The following is a 17,222-nucleotide window of genomic DNA, read 5'->3' as shown; positions in this document are numbered from 1 at the left end:
CGGAAGCGCGCGTCCCGCCATGCTCGATGAGCTGCTGCCTTACTACGAGAACGAACTGACGTACCTGCGCCGGCTCTCGAAGGAGTTCGCGGGGCGTTATCCCAAGATCGCTTCGCGGCTGATGCTGGAAGGCGATGTCTGCGAGGACCCGCACGTCGAGCGGATGATCGAATCGTTCGCCTTCCTGACCGCGCGCATCCACAAGAAGCTCGACGACGAATTCCCGCAGATCACCGAGGCGCTGCTGTCGGTGCTGTATCCGCACTTCCTGCGGCCGGTGCCGTCGATGTCGATCGCGCAGCTGCGGCCGAGCGCCGGCGCCGAACTGACCGCGATGCAACACCTGCCGCGCGGTACCGCCTTGTTGAGCCGGCCGGTGAACGGCGTGCCGGTGCGCTATCGCACGGCCTATCCGGTCGACATCTGGCCGCTGCGCGTCGCCGACGCCCGGCTGGAGTCCGCCGAGCGTTCGGCGTTCGCGCTGCACCGCCCCGGCAGCGTGGCGACGCTGCGGATCCGGCTGGAGGCGCAGGGGCAAACGCCGCTGTCTCAACTCGATCTGCGCAAGCTGCGCGTCTACCTGGACGGCGAAAGCCCGGTGACGCACGCCCTGTACGAAATCCTGCTGAACGCCACCGCCGCGATCTGTCTGCGCGCGCCGAACGGCTCGCCGCAGACGCCGCCGCTGCAATTGTCGCGCGAATCGCTGCGCGCGGTCGGCTTCGGCGAAGACGAAGGCCTGCTCGACTACGACGCACGCTCCTTCCTCGGCTATCGCCTGATCCAGGAATATTTCGTGCTGCCGGAGAAGTTCCTGTTCTTCGAACTCGACGGCCTGGATTTGTCGCGATTCGAAGACGCAGTCGAGCTGGTGTTCGAGATCCAGCCCTTCGGCCGCCAGGAGCGCCTGCCGCGGCTGGAGCAGGCGGTGGGCCCGGACACCTTCCGTCTCAACTGCACGCCGATCGTCAACCTGTTCAAGCAGCAGGCCGAACCGATCCGCCTGAGCCAGCAGCGCCACGAATACCCGGTGATTGCCGACGTGCGCCGCCCGCAGGGGCTGGAAGTGTATTCGGTCGATTCGGTGCGCAAGTTCAGCCGCACCGCCGATCAGGCCAATGTCGTGGATTTCGTACCGTTCTATTCGATCCGCCACGGCCTGCACGACAGCGACGAGGGATGCCATTGGTACACCCAGCGCCATCCCTCATCGCGGCCGAACGACGACGGCAGCGAAATGAGCATCGCCCTGGTCGACCGCGACATGAATCCGCACGTGCCGGCGGTGGACACCCTGTCCCTGTCGCTGACCTGCACCAACCGCGACCTGCCCTCGCAGCTGCCGTTCGGCGGCGAGGAAAGCCTGTTGCAGGTCGAACAAGGCGGCGTGATCGCGCAAGCGCGCCTGCTGAAGAAACCCACCGCCACCTGGCGTGCGCCGATGCGCATGGCCAATCAGTGGCGGCTGATCTCGCATCTGGCCTTGAATCACCTGTCGATCGTCGGCGGCGGACGCGAGGCGCTGCTGGAAATTCTCAGCCTGTACAACTACGCCGATTCGGCCAGCCTGCGCAAACAGATCGCCGGCATCGTCGATGTCGACAGCCGGCCGTCGGTGACGCGCATCGGCCGTGCGCCACGGCAGGCCTTCGTGCGCGGCACCGATGTCGAGCTGACCTTCGACGAGAGCCAGTACGTCGGCGGCGGCGTGTACCTGCTGGCGCGCGTGCTGGACGTGTTCTTCGGCCTGTATTGCACCTCCAACTCCTACACCCGCCTGAGCGTGCGCTCGCAGCAGCGCGAAGGCCTGCTGGCCGGGTTCGCGCCGCGCGCCGGCGCGCTGCCGCTGGTGTGAGCGGCGCGCCATGGCCGACACCGTGTCCTTGCCGCCGCCACCGATAGCCTCCACGGCGGGCAGCGAGCGGCCGGTCGCGCCGATCGAAAGACTGCGCGAGGATCCGCAGGCGTTCGGATTCTTCCAGGCCGTGCGGCTGATCTACCGCGCGCACGACTTCGACGCCCGCGGCAGTGCGGCGCGGCCCGGGCCCTTGCGTTTCCTCACCCCGGCCTCGTTGAATTTTCCTCCGGCCGAACTGGCCGCGCTGGAAGCCGACAACGCCGGCGGTTGGCGCATGCGCGTGCATTTTCTCGGCCTCACCGGCCCATCGGGCGTGCTGCCGCGCCACTACACCGAATGGCTGATCGCGCAGGGCGCGCAGCGCGACCGCGCCGCGCAGGATTTTCTCGACCTGTTCAACCATCGCCTGATCACCCTGTTCTGGCGCGCGTGGGGCAAGTATCGCGCCGACATCGGCCTGGAGTTCGGCTTCCGCAATTCGCCGCTGCACTACGTCCATCACCTGATCGGTCTGGGCACGCCCGCGCTGCAGGCGCGCGTGCAGGTACGGCAGCCATCGGCAAAGAGCGCGCCTGCGCAGCCGCGCCTGCCCGGCGCGGCCACCGCCTATTTCGCCGGACTGATCTCGCAACGCCCCCACGGCGCCGGTGCCTTGTCGCAGGTGGTCGGCGATGTGGTCGGCGCGCCGGTCGCGGTCGAAGGCTGTCTGGGCACCTGGCAACGGGTGCCGGCGGCCGACCGCACGCGCCTGGGCCGCGCGACATCGGCCTTGGCCGGCGGCTGTCTGTTGGGCGATCGCTTCTGGGATCGCCAGACCACCTTGCGCTTGCGCATCGGCCCGCTGGACCGCGCGAGTTTCCGCCGCTTGCTGCCGCGCGGCGAGTTGCTGTCGGACGTGGTCGAGCTGGCGCGCTTCCTCACCGGTCTGGCGCTGGACCTGCGCATCGAGCTGTCGCTGCGCGCGGATGAGGTTCCGCCGCTGGCGCTGGGAGAACGCGGCGCCGATCGCCCGCAACTGGGTTGGAACACCTGGCTGCGCGGACGCCGCGGCGCCGCGTCGGCCGACGAATGCGAATTCCACTTTTCCGCAATGGGAGGCCAGTCATGGCGCTGAACCTGCGTTCCCTGGTGGGACGCCTCAATACCACCTGCCGCGGCGCGGTCGAAAGCGCCGCCGGCCTGTGCCTGTCGCGCAGCCACTACGATGTCGAGATCGAACACGTGCTGCTCAAGCTGCTGGAAGTCGACAACAGCGACCTGCGGCGCATCCTGCGCCAGTTCGACATCGCGCCCGAGCGCGTCGAACAGGCGCTCGCGCAGGCGCTGGACGGATTGAAGTCCGGCAATCAGCGCACGCCCGCCCTGTCGCCGCATATACCCTTGTTGCTCGAACGCGGCTGGGCCTGGGCCTCGATCGAATTCGGCGAGGCGCGCGTACGCAGCGGCCATCTGCTGGTGGCGCTGCTCGCCGACGCCGAACTGCGGCGCCTGCTGGGCAATGTCGCGGCAGCGTTGGCGCCCATCAACCTGGAGACGCTGCTGCAGAATTTCCACGCCCTGGTCGACGCCTCGGTGGAAGCGCGCGACGCGCGCGCACTGGGCGACACCGGCGGTACGCCGGCTTCGGCCGACGCCGCCAGCGCCGGCGGCCGGCCCAGCGCCACGCCCAATCTCGACCAGTATTGCCAGAACCTCACCCAGCGCGCCCGCGACGGCAAACTCGATCCGGTGCTCGGCCGCGACGGCGAGATCCGCCTGATGATCGACGTGCTGATGCGGCGGCGCCAGAACAATCCCATCCTCACCGGCGAGGCCGGCGTCGGCAAGACCGCGGTCGTCGAAGGCCTGGCCGCGCGCATCGCCGCCGCCGAGGTGCCGCCGCCGCTGCGCAACGTGGAACTGTTGTCGCTGGATCTGGGCCTGCTGCAGGCCGGGGCCAGCGTCAAGGGCGAATTCGAAAATCGCCTGAAAGGCGTGATCGAAGAAGTGAAATCCAGCACGAAGCCGATCATCGTGTTCATCGACGAGGCCCACACCCTGATCGGCGCCGGCGGCGCCGCCGGCCAGAACGATGCCGCCAATCTGCTCAAGCCGGCGCTGGCGCGCGGCGAGATGCGCACGATCGCGGCGACGACATGGAGCGAGTACAAGAAATACTTCGAGAAAGATCCGGCGCTGACCCGCCGTTTCCAGGTCGTCAAGGTGGACGAACCCGAGGACGACAAGGCGGTGGCGATGCTGCGCGGCGTGGCCCGGGCGATGGCCGCGCACCATCGCGTGCGCATCCTCGACGAAGCCGTGCGCGATGCGGTCAAGCTGTCCTCGCGCTACATCGCCGGACGTCAACTTCCGGACAAGGCGGTCAGCGTGCTGGACACCGCCTGCGCCAAGATAGCGATCGGCCAGAGCGCGACGCCGGCCCAGGTCGAAGACACGCGCCGGCGCATGGAGGAGATCGCCACCGAGCGCGCGCAGCTGGAACGCGAAACCGCCGGCGGCGGCGATCACCTCGCCCGCCTGGCCGAACTGGCCGAGGAACACACGGCGCTGCAGCAGCGGCTGGAAGCGCTCGACGGCCGCTGGCAAGGCGAAAAAGACCTCGTCGCAAAGATTCACGAAAGGCTCGATGCGGCCGAAGCGCCGGACGCGGATGCTGCCGTGCGCGCGGCGGCGGTCTCGGAACTGGATGCCTTGCACGCCGAGCTGCGCGGGCTGCAGGGCGAAGCGCCGATGGTGCTGCCGGTGGTCGACGCCACCGCGGTGGCGCAGATCATCGCCGGCTGGACCGGCATTCCGGTCGGGCGCATGGTCGCCGACGAAATCCAGACCGTGCTCAACCTGCGCGAGCATCTGGAACAGCGCGTGATCGGCCAGGGCCACGCGCTGGAAGCCATCGCCCAGCGCGTGCGCACCTCGCGCGCGAACCTGGAAGATCCGAACAAGCCCAAGGGCGTGTTCCTGCTGGTCGGCACCTCCGGCGTGGGCAAGACCGAAACCGCGATCGCCCTGGCCGAAATGCTGTACGGCGGCGAGCGCAGCATGATCACCATCAACATGAGCGAATACCAGGAGGCGCATACCGTTTCCAGCCTCAAGGGCTCGCCGCCGGGCTATGTCGGCTACGGCGAAGGCGGCGTGCTGACCGAGGCGGTGCGGCGGCGGCCCTACTCGGTGGTGTTGCTGGACGAAATCGAGAAAGCCCATCCCGACGTGCTGGAACTGTTCTTCCAGGTCTTCGACAAGGGCCGCATGGAGGATGGCGAAGGCCGCGAGATCGATTTCCGCAATACCGTCATCATCCTCACCTCCAACGCCGGCACCGATCTGGTCATGCAGGCCTGCCGCGGCGCCGATGCCCTGCCCGACGGCGGCCTGCCCTCGGTCGAACGCCTCAACGAACTGCTCAAACCCGAGCTCAACCGCGTCTTCAAGCCGGCCTTCCTCGGCCGCACCACGGTGATTCCGTTCTATCCGCTGGACGACGCCAACATGCGCAAGATCGTGCGCCTGAAGCTGGGCAAGATCGCCCGCCGCATCCAGGCCAACCACGGTGCGCGTTTCGACTACGACGACGCCCTGGTGGACGCGGTGGCCGCGCGTTGCACCGAGGTCGATTCCGGCGCCCGCAATATCGACAACATCCTCACCGGCAGCCTGCTGCCGGAAGTCGCCGCCGAGGTGTTGACGCGGATGAGCCGCGGCGCCGCCCTCAGCCGCATCCATGCCGGCATCGACGCGCACGGTCGTTTCGCCTACAGCCTGGAGTGAGCGGCCGCCCGCCCGCGATGAACACGCAACCCCGAACCGCCGCGCTATGACGCATGGCCTAAGCCGTCTTGCCACTGGTCGCGCGCCCGCGCGCCGACCAGCATAACGGCATCCCCCGGAGCGCCCTGGCATGCCCTTGTCGACACAACACCGGATGTTCCAGCTGCGCTGTCCGCTCGGCGAGGACGCGCTGCTGGTGCGCGGGGTCCAGGGGCGCGAGGCGTTGTCGCGCCCGTTCGAGTTCAGCCTGGACCTGATTTCCGACCGCGACGATATCCAGCCCGAGGACGTGATCGGCAAGCGCTCGACCCTGTGCATCGAGACCATGGACGGCGAGCGCCACTTCACCGGCCTGATGTCGCGCTTCTCGCGCGTCGGCGCCACGCCGGCGCCGGAGGGCGCGCAAGGCGAGTTCTACGCCTACGAATGCGATCTGGTGCCGTGGCTGTGGTTCATGCTGCAGCACGAGGACTCGCGCATCTTCCAGGACAAGTCGATCCCGGACATCGTCGAGGAGGTGTTCAAGCAATTCCAGTTCACCGATTACGAGCTGCGCCTGTCCGGCGAACACCCGCCGCTGACCTATTGCGTGCAGTACCGGGAAACCAATTTCGCCTTCATCTCGCGGCTGCTGGAGCGCGCCGGCATCTACTACTTCTTCCGCCACGAGCCGGAAACCGAAACCCTGGTGCTCACCGACAACCGCGACCATAACCCGCGGCTGGAACCGGACACGCTGCCCTTCCACGACCTGGCCATGGCCGAGGCATCGGACTGCGTCACCGCGCTCAAGCGCCGCGAGCGCATCCACACCGGGCGCGTGGTGCTGCGCGACTACGATTTCGAACGCCCCAGCACCGATCTGGAAGTCAGCGTCGATTCGCTGGTGCACATCGGCGACAACAGCAACTACGAACGCTTCGTGCATCCCGGCGGCTACACCGATCGCGCCCTCGGCGAGGGCTTGGCGCGGGTGATGATCGAGTCGGAGGAAGCCGATCAGGACTTGCTGGATGCCACCAGCGACGTGCGCACCCTGATGCCCGGGCATGTGTTCGGGCTGGAGCGGCATCCGGAGGACGCGCTCAACGAAGACTATCTGGTCGTCGCGGTGGAGCACCGCGGCCGCAACAATCTGGGCAGCGATCAGGACAGCGGATACGACAACCGCTTTTCCATGATCCCGCACCGCGTGCAGTACCGCGCGCCGCTGCTCACGCGCAAGGCGCATCTGCGCGGGCCGCAGACCGCGGTGGTGGTGGGCCCGCCGGGCGAGGAGATCCACACGGACAAATACGGCCGGGTCAAGGTGAAGTTCCGCTGGGACCGCACGCCGAGCGCCGACGACAAGAGCTCGTGCTGGCTGCGCGTGGCGCAGATGTGGGCCGGCAAGCAATGGGGCGCGATGTTCGTCCCGCGCATCGGCATGGAGGTGCTGGTCGATTTCCTGGAAGGCGATCCGGATCAGCCCATCGTGGTCGGCTGCCTGTACAACGGCGAGAACATGCCGCCTTACGCCTTGCCGGCGGAAGCGACCAAGTCCACCTTCAAGACCTATTCCAGCAAGGGCGGCGAGGGTTTCAACGAGATCCGCTTCGAGGACAAGAAAGGCGAAGAACAACTGTTCCTGCACGCGCAAAAGGACATGGACCTGCGCGTGGGCAACGACCGCCGCGAATGGGTGGAGAACGACCGCAGCCTGGTGGTGAAGCGCGATCGCCTGGAAGAAACCCATCGCAGCCATCACAGCTTCGTCAAGAAGGACCGCGTGAGCGAAATCGAGGGCGACGATCACCTCGCCGTGAAAGGCAAGCAGGCGATCAAGATCGCCGGATCCAAGTCGCTGAAAGTGGACGGCGCGGTCGGCGAATCGTTCCAGAGCCACAGCGAACAGGTCGCCATGAATTACTACCTCAACGCCGGCGCCAACGTGGTGATCGAGGCCGGCGCCATGCTCACGCTCAAGGTCGGCGGCAACCACGTCACTCTTTCGCCGGCCGGCGTCGCCATCGTCGGCGCGATGGTGCTGGTCAACAGCGGCGGCGCGCCCGCGTCCGGATCGGCCGCCTCGCTGGTGCCGCCGCTGGCGGCGACCGCGGCGGCGGCCGCGGCCAGCGCCAAGCCCGGGCAGAAGCCGGAAGCCTCGCCGCTGGGCGACAAGCGTCCGGGCAAGCCGCCGGACCGGTCCAATTACGATCCCGATTCGGACGAAAACAAAGACAAGACGCATTGGATCGAAGTCGAGCTGGTCGATGAGGCCGGCCGGCCCGTCGCCGGCGAACGCGTGCAGATCACCCTGCCCGATGGCTCGATCAGCGGCGGCACCACCGACGAAAAGGGCCTGCTGAAAGTCGCCAACATCGACCCGGGCGATTGCCAGATCGGCTTCCCGGATCTCGACAAGGATGCGTGGGAATGACGGAGACCGACCATGGCTAGCGATGCTTCCGCGGGCGAGCGGCACGTGATCGGCAAAGGCGAGAGCCTGGCCTCGATCGCCAAGGAGCGCGGCTTCCTGTGGCGGACGCTGTGGGAGCACGGCAACAACGCCAAGCTCAAGGCCAAGCGCAAGAACCCGAACCAGCTGGTCGAGGGCGACGTGCTGTTCCTTCCGGAGAAAGGCGACAAGCAGATCGCCAAGCCGGCCGACGCCCGCCACCGGTTCAAGCGCCGCGGCGAGCCGACGCGGCTGAAGCTGCAGATGCTCGACAGCGGCGAGCCGCGCCGCAACGAAGCGTTCACGCTGGTGTTCGGCGACAAGGTGATCCACGGCAAGACCGACGGCGACGGCAAGATCGATCAGCCGATCCCGGGCGAAACGCGCGCAGCCGCGCTGAGCTTCGGCGACGGCAGCGAAAGCTACAGCGTCGAGATCGGATTGCTGGACCCGTCCGGACTGGCCAGCGGTCTGCAGCATCGTTTGAACAATCTGGGCTTTCACTGCGGCGGCGAGGACGGCGACATCGGCGAGGCCACGCGCGACGCCCTGCTGCGCTTCCAGCGCGCGCAGGGCCTGGCCGAGTCCGGCGAGGCCGACGAGGAAACCCGCGCCCGTCTCGACGCCTTGCATGTCTAGCCATTGTCCGGCGCAGCGCGCATCGCCGGAACGGAGACCGCCATGGGAATCATCAGCAACGCCGGCAATGCCGCCAAAGGCGTCACCGACACCCTGACCGACAACGTCGTCGGCGACGCGATCGATGCCGTCGCCGGAGGATTGACCGGGCAATCGGGCGGCGGCGCGTCGGCGACGGCGCATTACATCGCCGGCGAGGCGCTCGATCCGCGTCTGTCGAAAGCGGCCAGCATCGCCGCGCAGCCCGAACCGGTGGGCTCCGATCCGGGAACGCAGGCCAAACCCGGTTCGCACGTGCCCTTCGATGCGCGCAAGCCGCTGCAGTTCGTGCACCTGAGCTTCGCCCACGACGATCATGCCGACCGCTTTCCCGGGGAGTCCGCCGCCCACGGCATCGCCATGCGCGACGCGCTGATCCGCGAGGACGTTTTGATCTACTCCTTCGCACGCGCCGCGCAGCGCGTGCTGGAGCAGGCCAAGGCGAGCAAGGGCGCGGCCGGCGCGATGCTCGACACCGCCGGCTCCCTGCTCGGCGGCAAGGCGCAGGCCTCAAGCGGCCCGGAAGCGATCGACCCCGTACTGGACGCAATCCGCGCCGCCGCCGATCCGGTCAACGTCGACGCGCCCGGCTACCCCGAGGTGCACGCGGCCGGCGTGAAACTGGCCGAGGCCTGGGCCACGCTGCACGAAACCTGCAAGACCGCGCTGCAGCCCGCGGCCGGCGGCGGGATGGGACTGCCGTCGATTCCCGGCCTGAGCAGCCTCGCCGGCGGCGCCGGCATTCCCGAGGTCGTGGCGAAGATTCCCGAATGGCTGTTCAAGGTGCAAGACGCCTACCAGGCGATGTACCGCGCCTCGCGGCAGGCCTACGAGTGGGACATCATCAAGGCCTGCCACGACTATTCGATCCAGGCGATCGCGCAGCAGCGCAAGCCCGGCTTCGATATCTGGTTCCTGCTCGGCGAGAAACAGGGCGAGACGGTCGGCGAAGACAGCGACGTCGAACAGACGCTGGAAAACGCGCAACGTAGCCTGCGCGGCCTGCCGCTGGTCGGCGGCAGCGCGCCGGTCGATGATGCGGCCGGCGCTCTGGGCGGTGTGCAAAAAGCGATTCGCGACGCGCGCAAGGAAGCACGCGGAAAAGCCGGCGACATCACCGGTTGGCTGGCCACCACCGAATCGGAGCGGTCCAACCTGCCCGAAGGCAGCGCCGCGGCATTGAGCGCGGCGATCGCCGCCTTGAACGGCAAGCCGCAAGCGCAACCACCGCTGCCGGCGCTCGCGCCGTTGATGGCGCAGGCGCTCGGCGAAGCCTTGCTGGGCGCGGGCAAGCCGCTGCCGGGTTTCATGCAGACCGGCGTCGGCGTGATCGCCGACATCGCCATGGTGTTGCTGCCCAAGGTCTACAGCCATCTGCATGGGCGCCTGGGCCTGCCCGATCCGGCGCTGATCCTGGCCGCCACCCACGACGCGGTCGCCGGCAAGATCGTCGATCTGATCTGGGCGTGGATCTTCGGCAAAGGCTCCGCGCCGGGCCGCAATAACGAAGCGGACATGAAAGAACGCGGCACGCGCATGATCGACGATCTGAGCCGCGGCAGCCTCGCCAGCGGCGGCCTGCCCGGCATATCGGCGCTGGAGAACAAGGCCGCCGATCTGGTTCGCGACTTCATTCGCGACAACGGCCATTACATCGATGCGCTGATCGAATTCCTCGCCGAGGACCTGCACAAGGAACTGGCCGCCGCGCAGGCCGATTGCGCGGGCAAGTCCTGCCTGACCATGGAGGCCTATCTCGGTCGCCTGCCGATGCTGGCCGCGCTGTTGATGCGCAACCTGACCTTCCCGGTGTTCAACCTGGTGCTGAAGATCTTCGGCATCGGCGACCAGGTCGCCGGCATGGTCTGGAATCCGGTCGACGAGAAGATCCGCCAGGCCGGCGCCATTGCGCGCGGCATCCAGAACACCAAGAACGACGTCCGTCGGGCGGGCGAGGATATCGATGCGGGCAGCCGGCGCGTGGAGAATAAGCTCGACGATCAGGAGCGCTCTATCACCGGGCAAGCCGGAAAACTTACGGATCCGAACGAGTCGGTCAGCAGCTGGAACGACGTGACGGGATTGGCTGGTCGCAAGGAAGGTGAGGCCGGACGTCTCGCCGATACCATCGGCAGAGCCCCGAACGAGCTCATCCAGGCGGCCAAAGGCGAAGACAAAGAAGACGCGCCGCCGCCGGCGCAAGCCCCGACCGGCAGCGGTCCGATCTCGGCGCCGCGCGTACGCGACGGCACGGCCAAACCGGTCGCGCCCGGCGAAATTCAACAGGCCGGACGGGTGAGGCCGGAGACAGAAGCCGAGGCTATCGCGGCGCGCAATCAACCCGCCGCCGCGCCGCCGGCTGCGGCCGCGGCGCCGTCGCTGCCTTTCTGAGCCTCCATTCGTCATTCCCGCGAAGGCGGGCTCCGCTTTACTTCGGCGCAGCCGAACATCCAGCGACTTCAGCGCCATCCCCCAGACCGTCATTCTCGCGAAGGCGGGCTCCGCTTTACTTCGGCGTAGCCGAACATCCAGTGACTTCAAGCGTTCTCGCACGAAAAGCCCTGGATTCCCGCTTTCGCGGGAATGACGGCAAAAGCAGGGACGCCGCGGCTTCGTACTCTTTCGCACGAAAGGCCCTGGATGTTCGGCTACGCCGAAGTAAAGCGGAGCCCGCCTTCGCGGGAATGACGGCAAAAGCAGGGACGCTGCGGCCTCGTACTCTTTCGCTCGAAAGGCACTGGATTCCCGCCTTCGCGGGAATGACTAACTGGAAGTATCGCGCTGAAGCCTCTGGATTCCCGCCTTCGCGGGAATGACGGTAGGCGGGGGCGCTGTGTCTGACTCGCTCAACAACGCGACGATAAATGGACGCCATCTCCGCACGATCAACAACGCGCTACCCGATCATCACCGTCGGACAACCCTGCACGATCTTGCCGCCGTGCGCGGTTGCATCGCCGATCCGCGCCGCGGGCATGCCGCCGATCATGACGGTGGGCGAGCCTTGCGCGATCACATCCGGCGGGCCGACGCACAGCGCCATGTCGCCGATACGCGCGGCCGGCTGTCCGCCGACCAGGACGGTCGGGCAGCAGGCCGGCAGGATCGGGCCGCCGACGTGCGGCACCGGCGGCGTTCCCGGCGTCGCCATCGGGCAAACATGCATGTCGCCGAGTCGGGCTGCGGGAGGCATAAGCGTTTCCGTCTGTGTCGTGGAGTGAAAATCAGGTACGTGCGCACCGCTTCATACAATCGATTCTCGGCCCGCATCGGCGGCTTGGCGATATGCATTTCGCCATAGCCATCCGGCTGAATGCGCCGCGTGCCGGCCAGGTCGAGCAAGCGCGGGCTCCCCGCCGCGGCGCATGCCCGAATATGGCTCTTCCGGCGCGTTCCCGCGGCGCGCCATGCGCCGCAAGCGGTCGTGCGCTGCCGGCCACGGGGCGATCGTTCCGCGAACGCGCCGCCGGACGATGTCGCGATGCGGATACGCAACTCGCTCTAGCACGCACGAGATATCGAAGCATCGCCGCCGTTCGCGTCCAATAACGGCAACGACGGCGCGGGGCGCGCCGCCGCGACGAACGCGATCGCCAGGAGGTCCGCAGTGCAGTTCCTCCCCTCTTTAACGAACAAAAGCCGCGCAAGGATGCCGCGCACCGCATGCCGGCGCAGCGGCGGCTGAGCTCGTGGCCGCGATGGCTGCGTTCGCCGCGCGCCAGGGCCTGGGCGCTGGCGGGCGCGTTGGTCCTGGTGGTGTGCGCCGTCAGCGTGGTGCGCGTGGCGGCACTGGACGCAACGCCTGCCGACGGCCAGGGCCCGCGTCCGTCGCACGCACAAGCCGCCTCGCCGCACGCCGTCGAGGGCGCGCCGCGGCTTGCGCGCGCCGACGGCACGGATGCGGGCGAGGCGCGCATCTGGCGGCAAGGCGCGCAGGTGATCGTCGTGCTGCTATTGCTGTTCGGTGGCTACGATGTCTCCTGCCGGCTCCGGCCCGCGCGCGATCCCTCGGCGCCCGTGCAATCACCGCCCGTGGCGGACACGATCCCCTCCGGCGACATGCTGGCCATCGCCGGCGATCGAATGCGGCAATCCCTGCACGCGCTGAGCCTGTTCGCCGGAAGCCTCAATCACGGCGCGCTGCCGGCGCAACGCGATGCATTGCACGGCCTGGAAGCCAGCGTCCGCGATCTGGCCGGCATGATCGAGGAAGTCGAACAGATCTCGCGGCTGCTGCGCCACGAAGTGCCGGTGCGAGCGATAGATCTGCCGGTAGCGCAGCTGTTCGACAGCTTGCGCGGCCTGCTCGTGCGCGAAGCGCGCGGCGTGGGCGTGGAGGTGCATTGGCGCAGCGGCGATCTGTGTCTGCGCGGCGATGTCCTGCTGGCCGAGCGACTTGTGCATGTCCTGGTCGGCAGCGCCATTCATCGCGCGCGCCACCGCGTGCTGGTCGCGGCGCGGCCTGTAGCCGGGCGCGTGGCGCTGCAGATCCGCGACGATGGCGACCGTCTGGATATCGCCGCCGATGCCCCGGTCCTCGACGCGCTGTCGCGCCACGCACAGGCCATCGGCGAACGCGATACCGCGCTGGGCCTGGCCGTCGGCGCGCGAATCGCGGAACTGCTCGAAGTCGGCGTCGGCATTCGCCGCGGACAGCGCAGGGGCAACACCATCGCCATCGATTTCCCGCGCGCGCGCCCGGCCTCGCCGCCGCCCGACGACGCCACCCTGCTCTCGCTCGCCCTGCTCGAATCGGAGGCGCGGCGCGGGCAACCACCGCCCTCGCGCCTGAGCACGGTGTCCGATACCGGTCACGGGGGCGATGCGCATTCGGGAACGAGGAACGTCGAGCCCGCCCCGATGCGCACCGCCCCCACCTCGCGCGGCGACATCGATCGAAGTCGCTGAAGCGACATGACGGCCGCGCCACAGGGAATAGGCCGAATGAGATATCGAATTGTGCGCCGGCGATGTCCAGACTTTTCGCGTAAGGCCGTACCCGCCATTGGGACGGCGTCGACACCGGAGAAAGTCATGAATCGCAAGCTCGTATTCGCACGCATCGCCCTGGCATCGGCGCTGTCGCTGGGCGCGGCGTTCGCCGTGGCGCAGACCCACTACGGCGAAAAACCGCCGGCGGTGGACGACATCATCAAGAACCTGGGCAGCGGCAAGGACGCCACGCCCGCCACCGGCACGCGCGCCTTGCGTCCGGGCGCGGCGGTCACCGCGACCGCGGCGACGCAGCCGCCGAGAACCGCGTCGATCTCGATGCAGATCCAGTTCGATTTCAACTCCGACGCGGTGTCGGCCAGTTCGCAGACGACGATGGCGAACCTGGCGCAAGCGATGCAATCGCCGGAACTGGCCTCGCGCCGTTTCCTGATCATCGGGCACACCGACGGCAAGGGCTCTGCGCAGTACAACCAGCGCCTGTCCGAGCGGCGCGCGGCCTCGGTCAAGCGCTCGCTGATCCGCGACGGCGTGCCGGCGGACCGGCTCGAAACCGCAGGCCGCGGCAAGAGCCAGTTGCTCAACGGCGACGATCCCTACGCCGCGGAGAACCGCCGCGTGGAAGTGCAGGCCAGCGGCTGATACAGACCCGAGGCACCTCCTCATGGATCGCTCCCCTTCCCTCCGCGTTTTCGTTCGCCGTGCCGGCGCATCCGCGGCGCTGGCCGGGGCGTTGCTAACCGCGCAGGCCGGCCAGTACGTCATGGCGCAGGAGCCCGCGCCCGCGGCCGTCCTGGGCCAGCCCTTCGCCACCCGCCACGCGGCGTTCGAGCCGGTGCGTTTCGCCGACGTGCCGGGTTGGGACAACGACGCCCTGCACGAAAGCGCGAACGGCATGCGCGAGAGCTGCGATGCGCTGCGGCGCAAACAGGGATGGAGCACGGTCTGCGCGGCGTTCGACCGCGTGGACGCCGGCAGCGACGCGGCATTGCGCGCGTTCTTCGAAAGCAACTTCCACGTCTACCGGATGATGTCTCCGGCGCGTCAGCCCGACGGGCTCATCACCGGCTATTTCGAACCGTTGCTGGAAGGCCGGCGCAGTCGCGACGAAACCTTCCGCTTCCCGGTGTACGGCGTGCCGCAAGACCTGTTGCTGCTGGACGCCGCCACGCGCGCCGGCGGCGCCAGGCAATGGCTGCGCACGCAAGGGCAACGTCTGGTGCCGGCGTCCCCCGGCAGCGCCGGCGCGCGCGAATACACGCTGGCGCTGGACGATTTCTCGGCCGGTATCCGCGACAAGCGCATGCGCGTGCGCGTCGACGGCGATCAGATCAAACCGTATTGGTCGCGCCAGGACATCGAGCTGCGCTCGCTGCAGGCGCCGGTACTGGCCTGGGTGGCCGCGGCCGACCGGCTGTACTCGATGCAGATCCAGGGCTCGGGCAAGATCCGGGTCGAGGACGGCACGCTGATCCGCGTCTCGTATGCCGAACAGAACGGCCATCCGTTCCTGCCCAACATCACCCGCGGCATCGACACGTCCACTGTCCTGACCGCGATCAAGATTCGAGGGCTCAGCGTCGGCGGCAGTACCGGCGGATCGCGCGTCGATCCCGCCGTATCGGCTCCGGTGAACAACGAAGTCGCGCGCCTGATCGCGTTGTTCCAGGGCAGCGGAAAACCGGGTACCGCATCCTCCGCGCGGCCGTCGGCGAACCCAGGCTCGGCGGTGCGCGTCAAACCCAAGGCCACCAGCAACAGCGCCGATGTCGCCGCGCTGATCGCCGCGCTCAAAGGCGGCGCAACGGCCGCGCCCCGCGCGAATCCGTCCAGCGTCGCGTCCGCGTCGGCCAAGCCGGCGAGCGCGCGCCCCACGCTTCCGGTGTCGGCGACCGGCGCGCCCGCGTTGACCAATATTCCGGACCCCAGCTACGTCTTCTTCCGCAGCAGCGGCGACGGCCCCGAAGGCCCCATCGGCGCGCTCGGCGTACCGTTGACGGCCGGACGTTCGCTGGCGGTGGACCCGCGCTCCACGCCGCTGGGGTCCCCCGTCTTCATTTCGACCAAGGAACCGGCCGGCAGCGGTCCCCTGCGGCGGCTGATGTTCGCGCAGGACACCGGCGGCGCGATCCGCGGCAGCGTGCGCGGCGACCTGTTCTGGGGCTTCGGCGACAGCGCCGGGCGGCTCGCGCTGGCAACCAACGAAGTGGCGCAGATGTGGTTGCTGCTGCCGAAGACCCAGGTCGTCAGCGCGGCGCGGAACGCGGGACCCACGCTGCGATCGCTGCGTAATTCAGCGCGACTGCCCGACTGCGTGATCGACGATCCGGACTTGTGCGTCGAGGATTGAGTCGCGGGCGGGCGCGTCGTCCAGGCGGCGGAAAGCGTCTTTGCCCGGCTTCGCCGGATCGGCGGGCGCACCCGCGATGCGCGGTCACGCTCCGGGCGCGCGAGCCGGACCGTCGCAAACTCCCGCTATCACTTCGCAAACCACATTGCGCCGCTCAAGTACCGCGCGCAGAGCGCTGTCGGGCGCCATACGAAACGCATCGCCGGCTTTGATGTACGCCACGCGCATTGCATTGCCGGCGTGACGGACCAGCAACTCCACCAGTGCCTCGCGGTCTTGCGGCGCGGTCAGCCGGGTCGCGTCGCGTCGCGCCATATCGATCACCGCGGCGGGCAGCGCCGGGTCGCAGACCAGCACGTCCGCCTGGTTCAACACGCGCAAGGCTTTCAGCGTCAGCGAGCCGGGATCGCCGTCGCCGGCACCGACCAGGGCGACGCTGCCGGCGTTGTCGTCGTCGCGATCGCTTTCCAGGGCGTCGCGGAAGGCGCGTTCGGCGTCCTCGTGCCGGCCGTTGCGCAACAGCACCGACACCGGCCCGTCGATGACCCGGTCGAACCAGCGCCTGCGCTGCGGCAAGGCCGGGAACCGTTTGCGGATGGCATCGCGATGCCTCGCGAACAAGGTCGCGAAGTCGCCGAGGGAATGATCGAGCTCGATTTCCAGCCGTTCGCGGATGCGCCGGGCCAGCATCGGCGCGGCGCCGCCGGAAGAGATCGCCACCTGCAGGGGCGCGCGGTCGACCACGGCCGGGATCTGCACGCTGGACAGCTGCGCGTCGTCGACGACGTTGGCCCACAGCCCGCGCGCGTGCGCCTGTTCGGCCAGGCGCGCATTGAAGGCATGGTCGTCGGTGGCGGCCACCAGCAGCCAGACGCCGTCGAGCCAGGCCGGGTCGAACTCGCCGTCCAGGCGGGTCAGCCGGCCTTGTTCCAGCCAGCCTTGCAGCACCGGATCGAGCGCCCTCGCGTGCACGCGCACTCGCGCACCCGCGCGTAGCAGCGCCTCGATCTTGCGCACGGCCACTTCCCCGCCGCCCACCACCAGCACGGGGCGGCCGGAAAGGTCGGCGAGCAGCGGAAAGAGCGTCATGCGGATTCCTCCAAGGGGGCTCGCGGCCTGTTATGTTGCATGGCAACATGAGGTTGACGGCGCGTCAACACACCCAGGGGCTTCGACCG

The 17,222-nt window shown here is 68.4% G+C and carries 11 protein-coding genes; 9 read left to right on the top strand and 2 right to left on the bottom strand.

The window, feature by feature from the left end:
- The first annotated feature begins 19 nt into the window (after nt 1–19).
- From tssF to LG3211_RS11325, 6 genes are all read left to right on the top strand, one after another.
- On the top strand, nt 20–1,855 hold the full coding sequence (gene tssF, locus LG3211_RS11350; protein WP_057942942.1) for a type VI secretion system baseplate subunit TssF: 1,836 nt from the start codon (nt 20–22) through the stop codon (nt 1,853–1,855).
- A 10-nt stretch (nt 1,856–1,865) separates the two neighbouring features.
- Complete coding sequence (gene tssG / locus LG3211_RS11345; RefSeq protein ID WP_057942941.1) at nt 1,866–2,972, top strand: type VI secretion system baseplate subunit TssG; 1,107 nt, start codon at nt 1,866–1,868, stop codon at nt 2,970–2,972.
- Nucleotides 2,963–5,626, top strand: coding sequence for a type VI secretion system ATPase TssH (gene tssH, locus LG3211_RS11340; RefSeq protein ID WP_222837607.1), 2,664 nt, complete (start codon nt 2,963–2,965; stop codon nt 5,624–5,626). The genes tssG and tssH overlap by 10 nt, the downstream gene beginning before the upstream one ends.
- A 130-nt stretch (nt 5,627–5,756) precedes the next feature.
- Nucleotides 5,757–8,045: a type VI secretion system tip protein TssI/VgrG gene (gene tssI / locus LG3211_RS11335; protein WP_083512477.1), complete on the top strand. Its 2,289-nt coding sequence runs from the start codon at nt 5,757–5,759 to the stop codon at nt 8,043–8,045.
- 12 nt (nt 8,046–8,057) lie between these two features.
- On the top strand, nt 8,058–8,702 hold the full coding sequence (locus LG3211_RS11330; RefSeq protein ID WP_057942939.1) for a peptidoglycan-binding domain-containing protein: 645 nt from the start codon (nt 8,058–8,060) through the stop codon (nt 8,700–8,702).
- A 42-nt stretch (nt 8,703–8,744) separates the two neighbouring features.
- The gene (locus LG3211_RS11325; RefSeq protein ID WP_057942938.1) at nt 8,745–11,132 is read left to right on the top strand and encodes a hypothetical protein; all 2,388 of its coding nucleotides are present in this window, start codon (nt 8,745–8,747) and stop codon (nt 11,130–11,132) included.
- A 505-nt stretch (nt 11,133–11,637) separates the two neighbouring features.
- On the opposite strand, the gene LG3211_RS11320 is transcribed toward LG3211_RS11325, so the two are convergent.
- Nucleotides 11,638–11,934 (bottom strand): PAAR domain-containing protein, encoded by a 297-nt coding sequence (locus LG3211_RS11320; RefSeq protein ID WP_057942937.1) that lies wholly within the window; start codon nt 11,932–11,934, stop codon nt 11,638–11,640.
- A 470-nt stretch (nt 11,935–12,404) separates the two neighbouring features.
- Here LG3211_RS11320 and LG3211_RS11315 point away from each other — a divergent pair, with 470 nt between their 5' ends.
- The 3 genes from LG3211_RS11315 (at nt 12,405) to LG3211_RS27055 (ending at nt 16,044) form a co-directional block, all read left to right on the top strand.
- A complete protein-coding gene (locus tag LG3211_RS11315) occupies nt 12,405–13,649 on the top strand; it encodes a sensor histidine kinase (RefSeq protein WP_057942936.1) in 1,245 nt (414 codons plus the stop codon).
- Between the two features lie 126 nt (nt 13,650–13,775).
- Nucleotides 13,776–14,336, top strand: a complete 561-nt coding sequence (locus LG3211_RS11310) for an OmpA family protein (protein WP_222837606.1) — start codon at nt 13,776–13,778, stop codon at nt 14,334–14,336.
- 91 nt (nt 14,337–14,427) lie between these two features.
- Complete coding sequence (locus LG3211_RS27055; RefSeq protein ID WP_057942935.1) at nt 14,428–16,044, top strand: MltA domain-containing protein; 1,617 nt, start codon at nt 14,428–14,430, stop codon at nt 16,042–16,044.
- A gap of 84 nt (nt 16,045–16,128) precedes the next feature.
- On the opposite strand, the gene LG3211_RS11300 is transcribed toward LG3211_RS27055, so the two are convergent.
- Complete coding sequence (locus LG3211_RS11300) at nt 16,129–17,133, bottom strand: NAD(P)-dependent oxidoreductase (protein WP_057942934.1); 1,005 nt, start codon at nt 17,131–17,133, stop codon at nt 16,129–16,131.
- Nucleotides 17,134–17,222 lie beyond the last annotated feature (89 nt).

The sequence above is a fragment of the Lysobacter gummosus genome, assembly GCF_001442805.1.
Taxonomy (GTDB): Bacteria; Pseudomonadota; Gammaproteobacteria; order Xanthomonadales; family Xanthomonadaceae; genus Lysobacter; species Lysobacter gummosus.
Note: the sequence above shows the minus strand (reverse complement) of the source record. Positions and strands in the feature narration are given on the sequence as shown.

What these genes read in the sequence shown, in the direction of transcription:
- LG3211_RS11300 (WP_057942934.1), bottom strand. Translation starts at nt 17,133, where the DNA reads ATGACGCTCTTTCCGCTGCTCGCCGACCTTTCCGGCCGCCCCGTGCTG.
- tssG (WP_057942941.1), top strand. Translation starts at nt 1,866, where the DNA reads ATGGCCGACACCGTGTCCTTGCCGCCGCCACCGATAGCCTCCACGGCG.
- LG3211_RS11315 (WP_057942936.1), top strand. Translation starts at nt 12,405, where the DNA reads ATGCCGGCGCAGCGGCGGCTGAGCTCGTGGCCGCGATGGCTGCGTTCG.
- LG3211_RS11330 (WP_057942939.1), top strand. Translation starts at nt 8,058, where the DNA reads ATGGCTAGCGATGCTTCCGCGGGCGAGCGGCACGTGATCGGCAAAGGC.
- LG3211_RS11310 (WP_222837606.1), top strand. Translation starts at nt 13,776, where the DNA reads ATGAATCGCAAGCTCGTATTCGCACGCATCGCCCTGGCATCGGCGCTG.
- LG3211_RS11320 (WP_057942937.1), bottom strand. Translation starts at nt 11,934, where the DNA reads ATGCCTCCCGCAGCCCGACTCGGCGACATGCATGTTTGCCCGATGGCG.
- LG3211_RS11325 (WP_057942938.1), top strand. Translation starts at nt 8,745, where the DNA reads ATGGGAATCATCAGCAACGCCGGCAATGCCGCCAAAGGCGTCACCGAC.
- tssF (WP_057942942.1), top strand. Translation starts at nt 20, where the DNA reads ATGCTCGATGAGCTGCTGCCTTACTACGAGAACGAACTGACGTACCTG.
- tssI (WP_083512477.1), top strand. Translation starts at nt 5,757, where the DNA reads ATGCCCTTGTCGACACAACACCGGATGTTCCAGCTGCGCTGTCCGCTC.
- tssH (WP_222837607.1), top strand. Translation starts at nt 2,963, where the DNA reads ATGGCGCTGAACCTGCGTTCCCTGGTGGGACGCCTCAATACCACCTGC.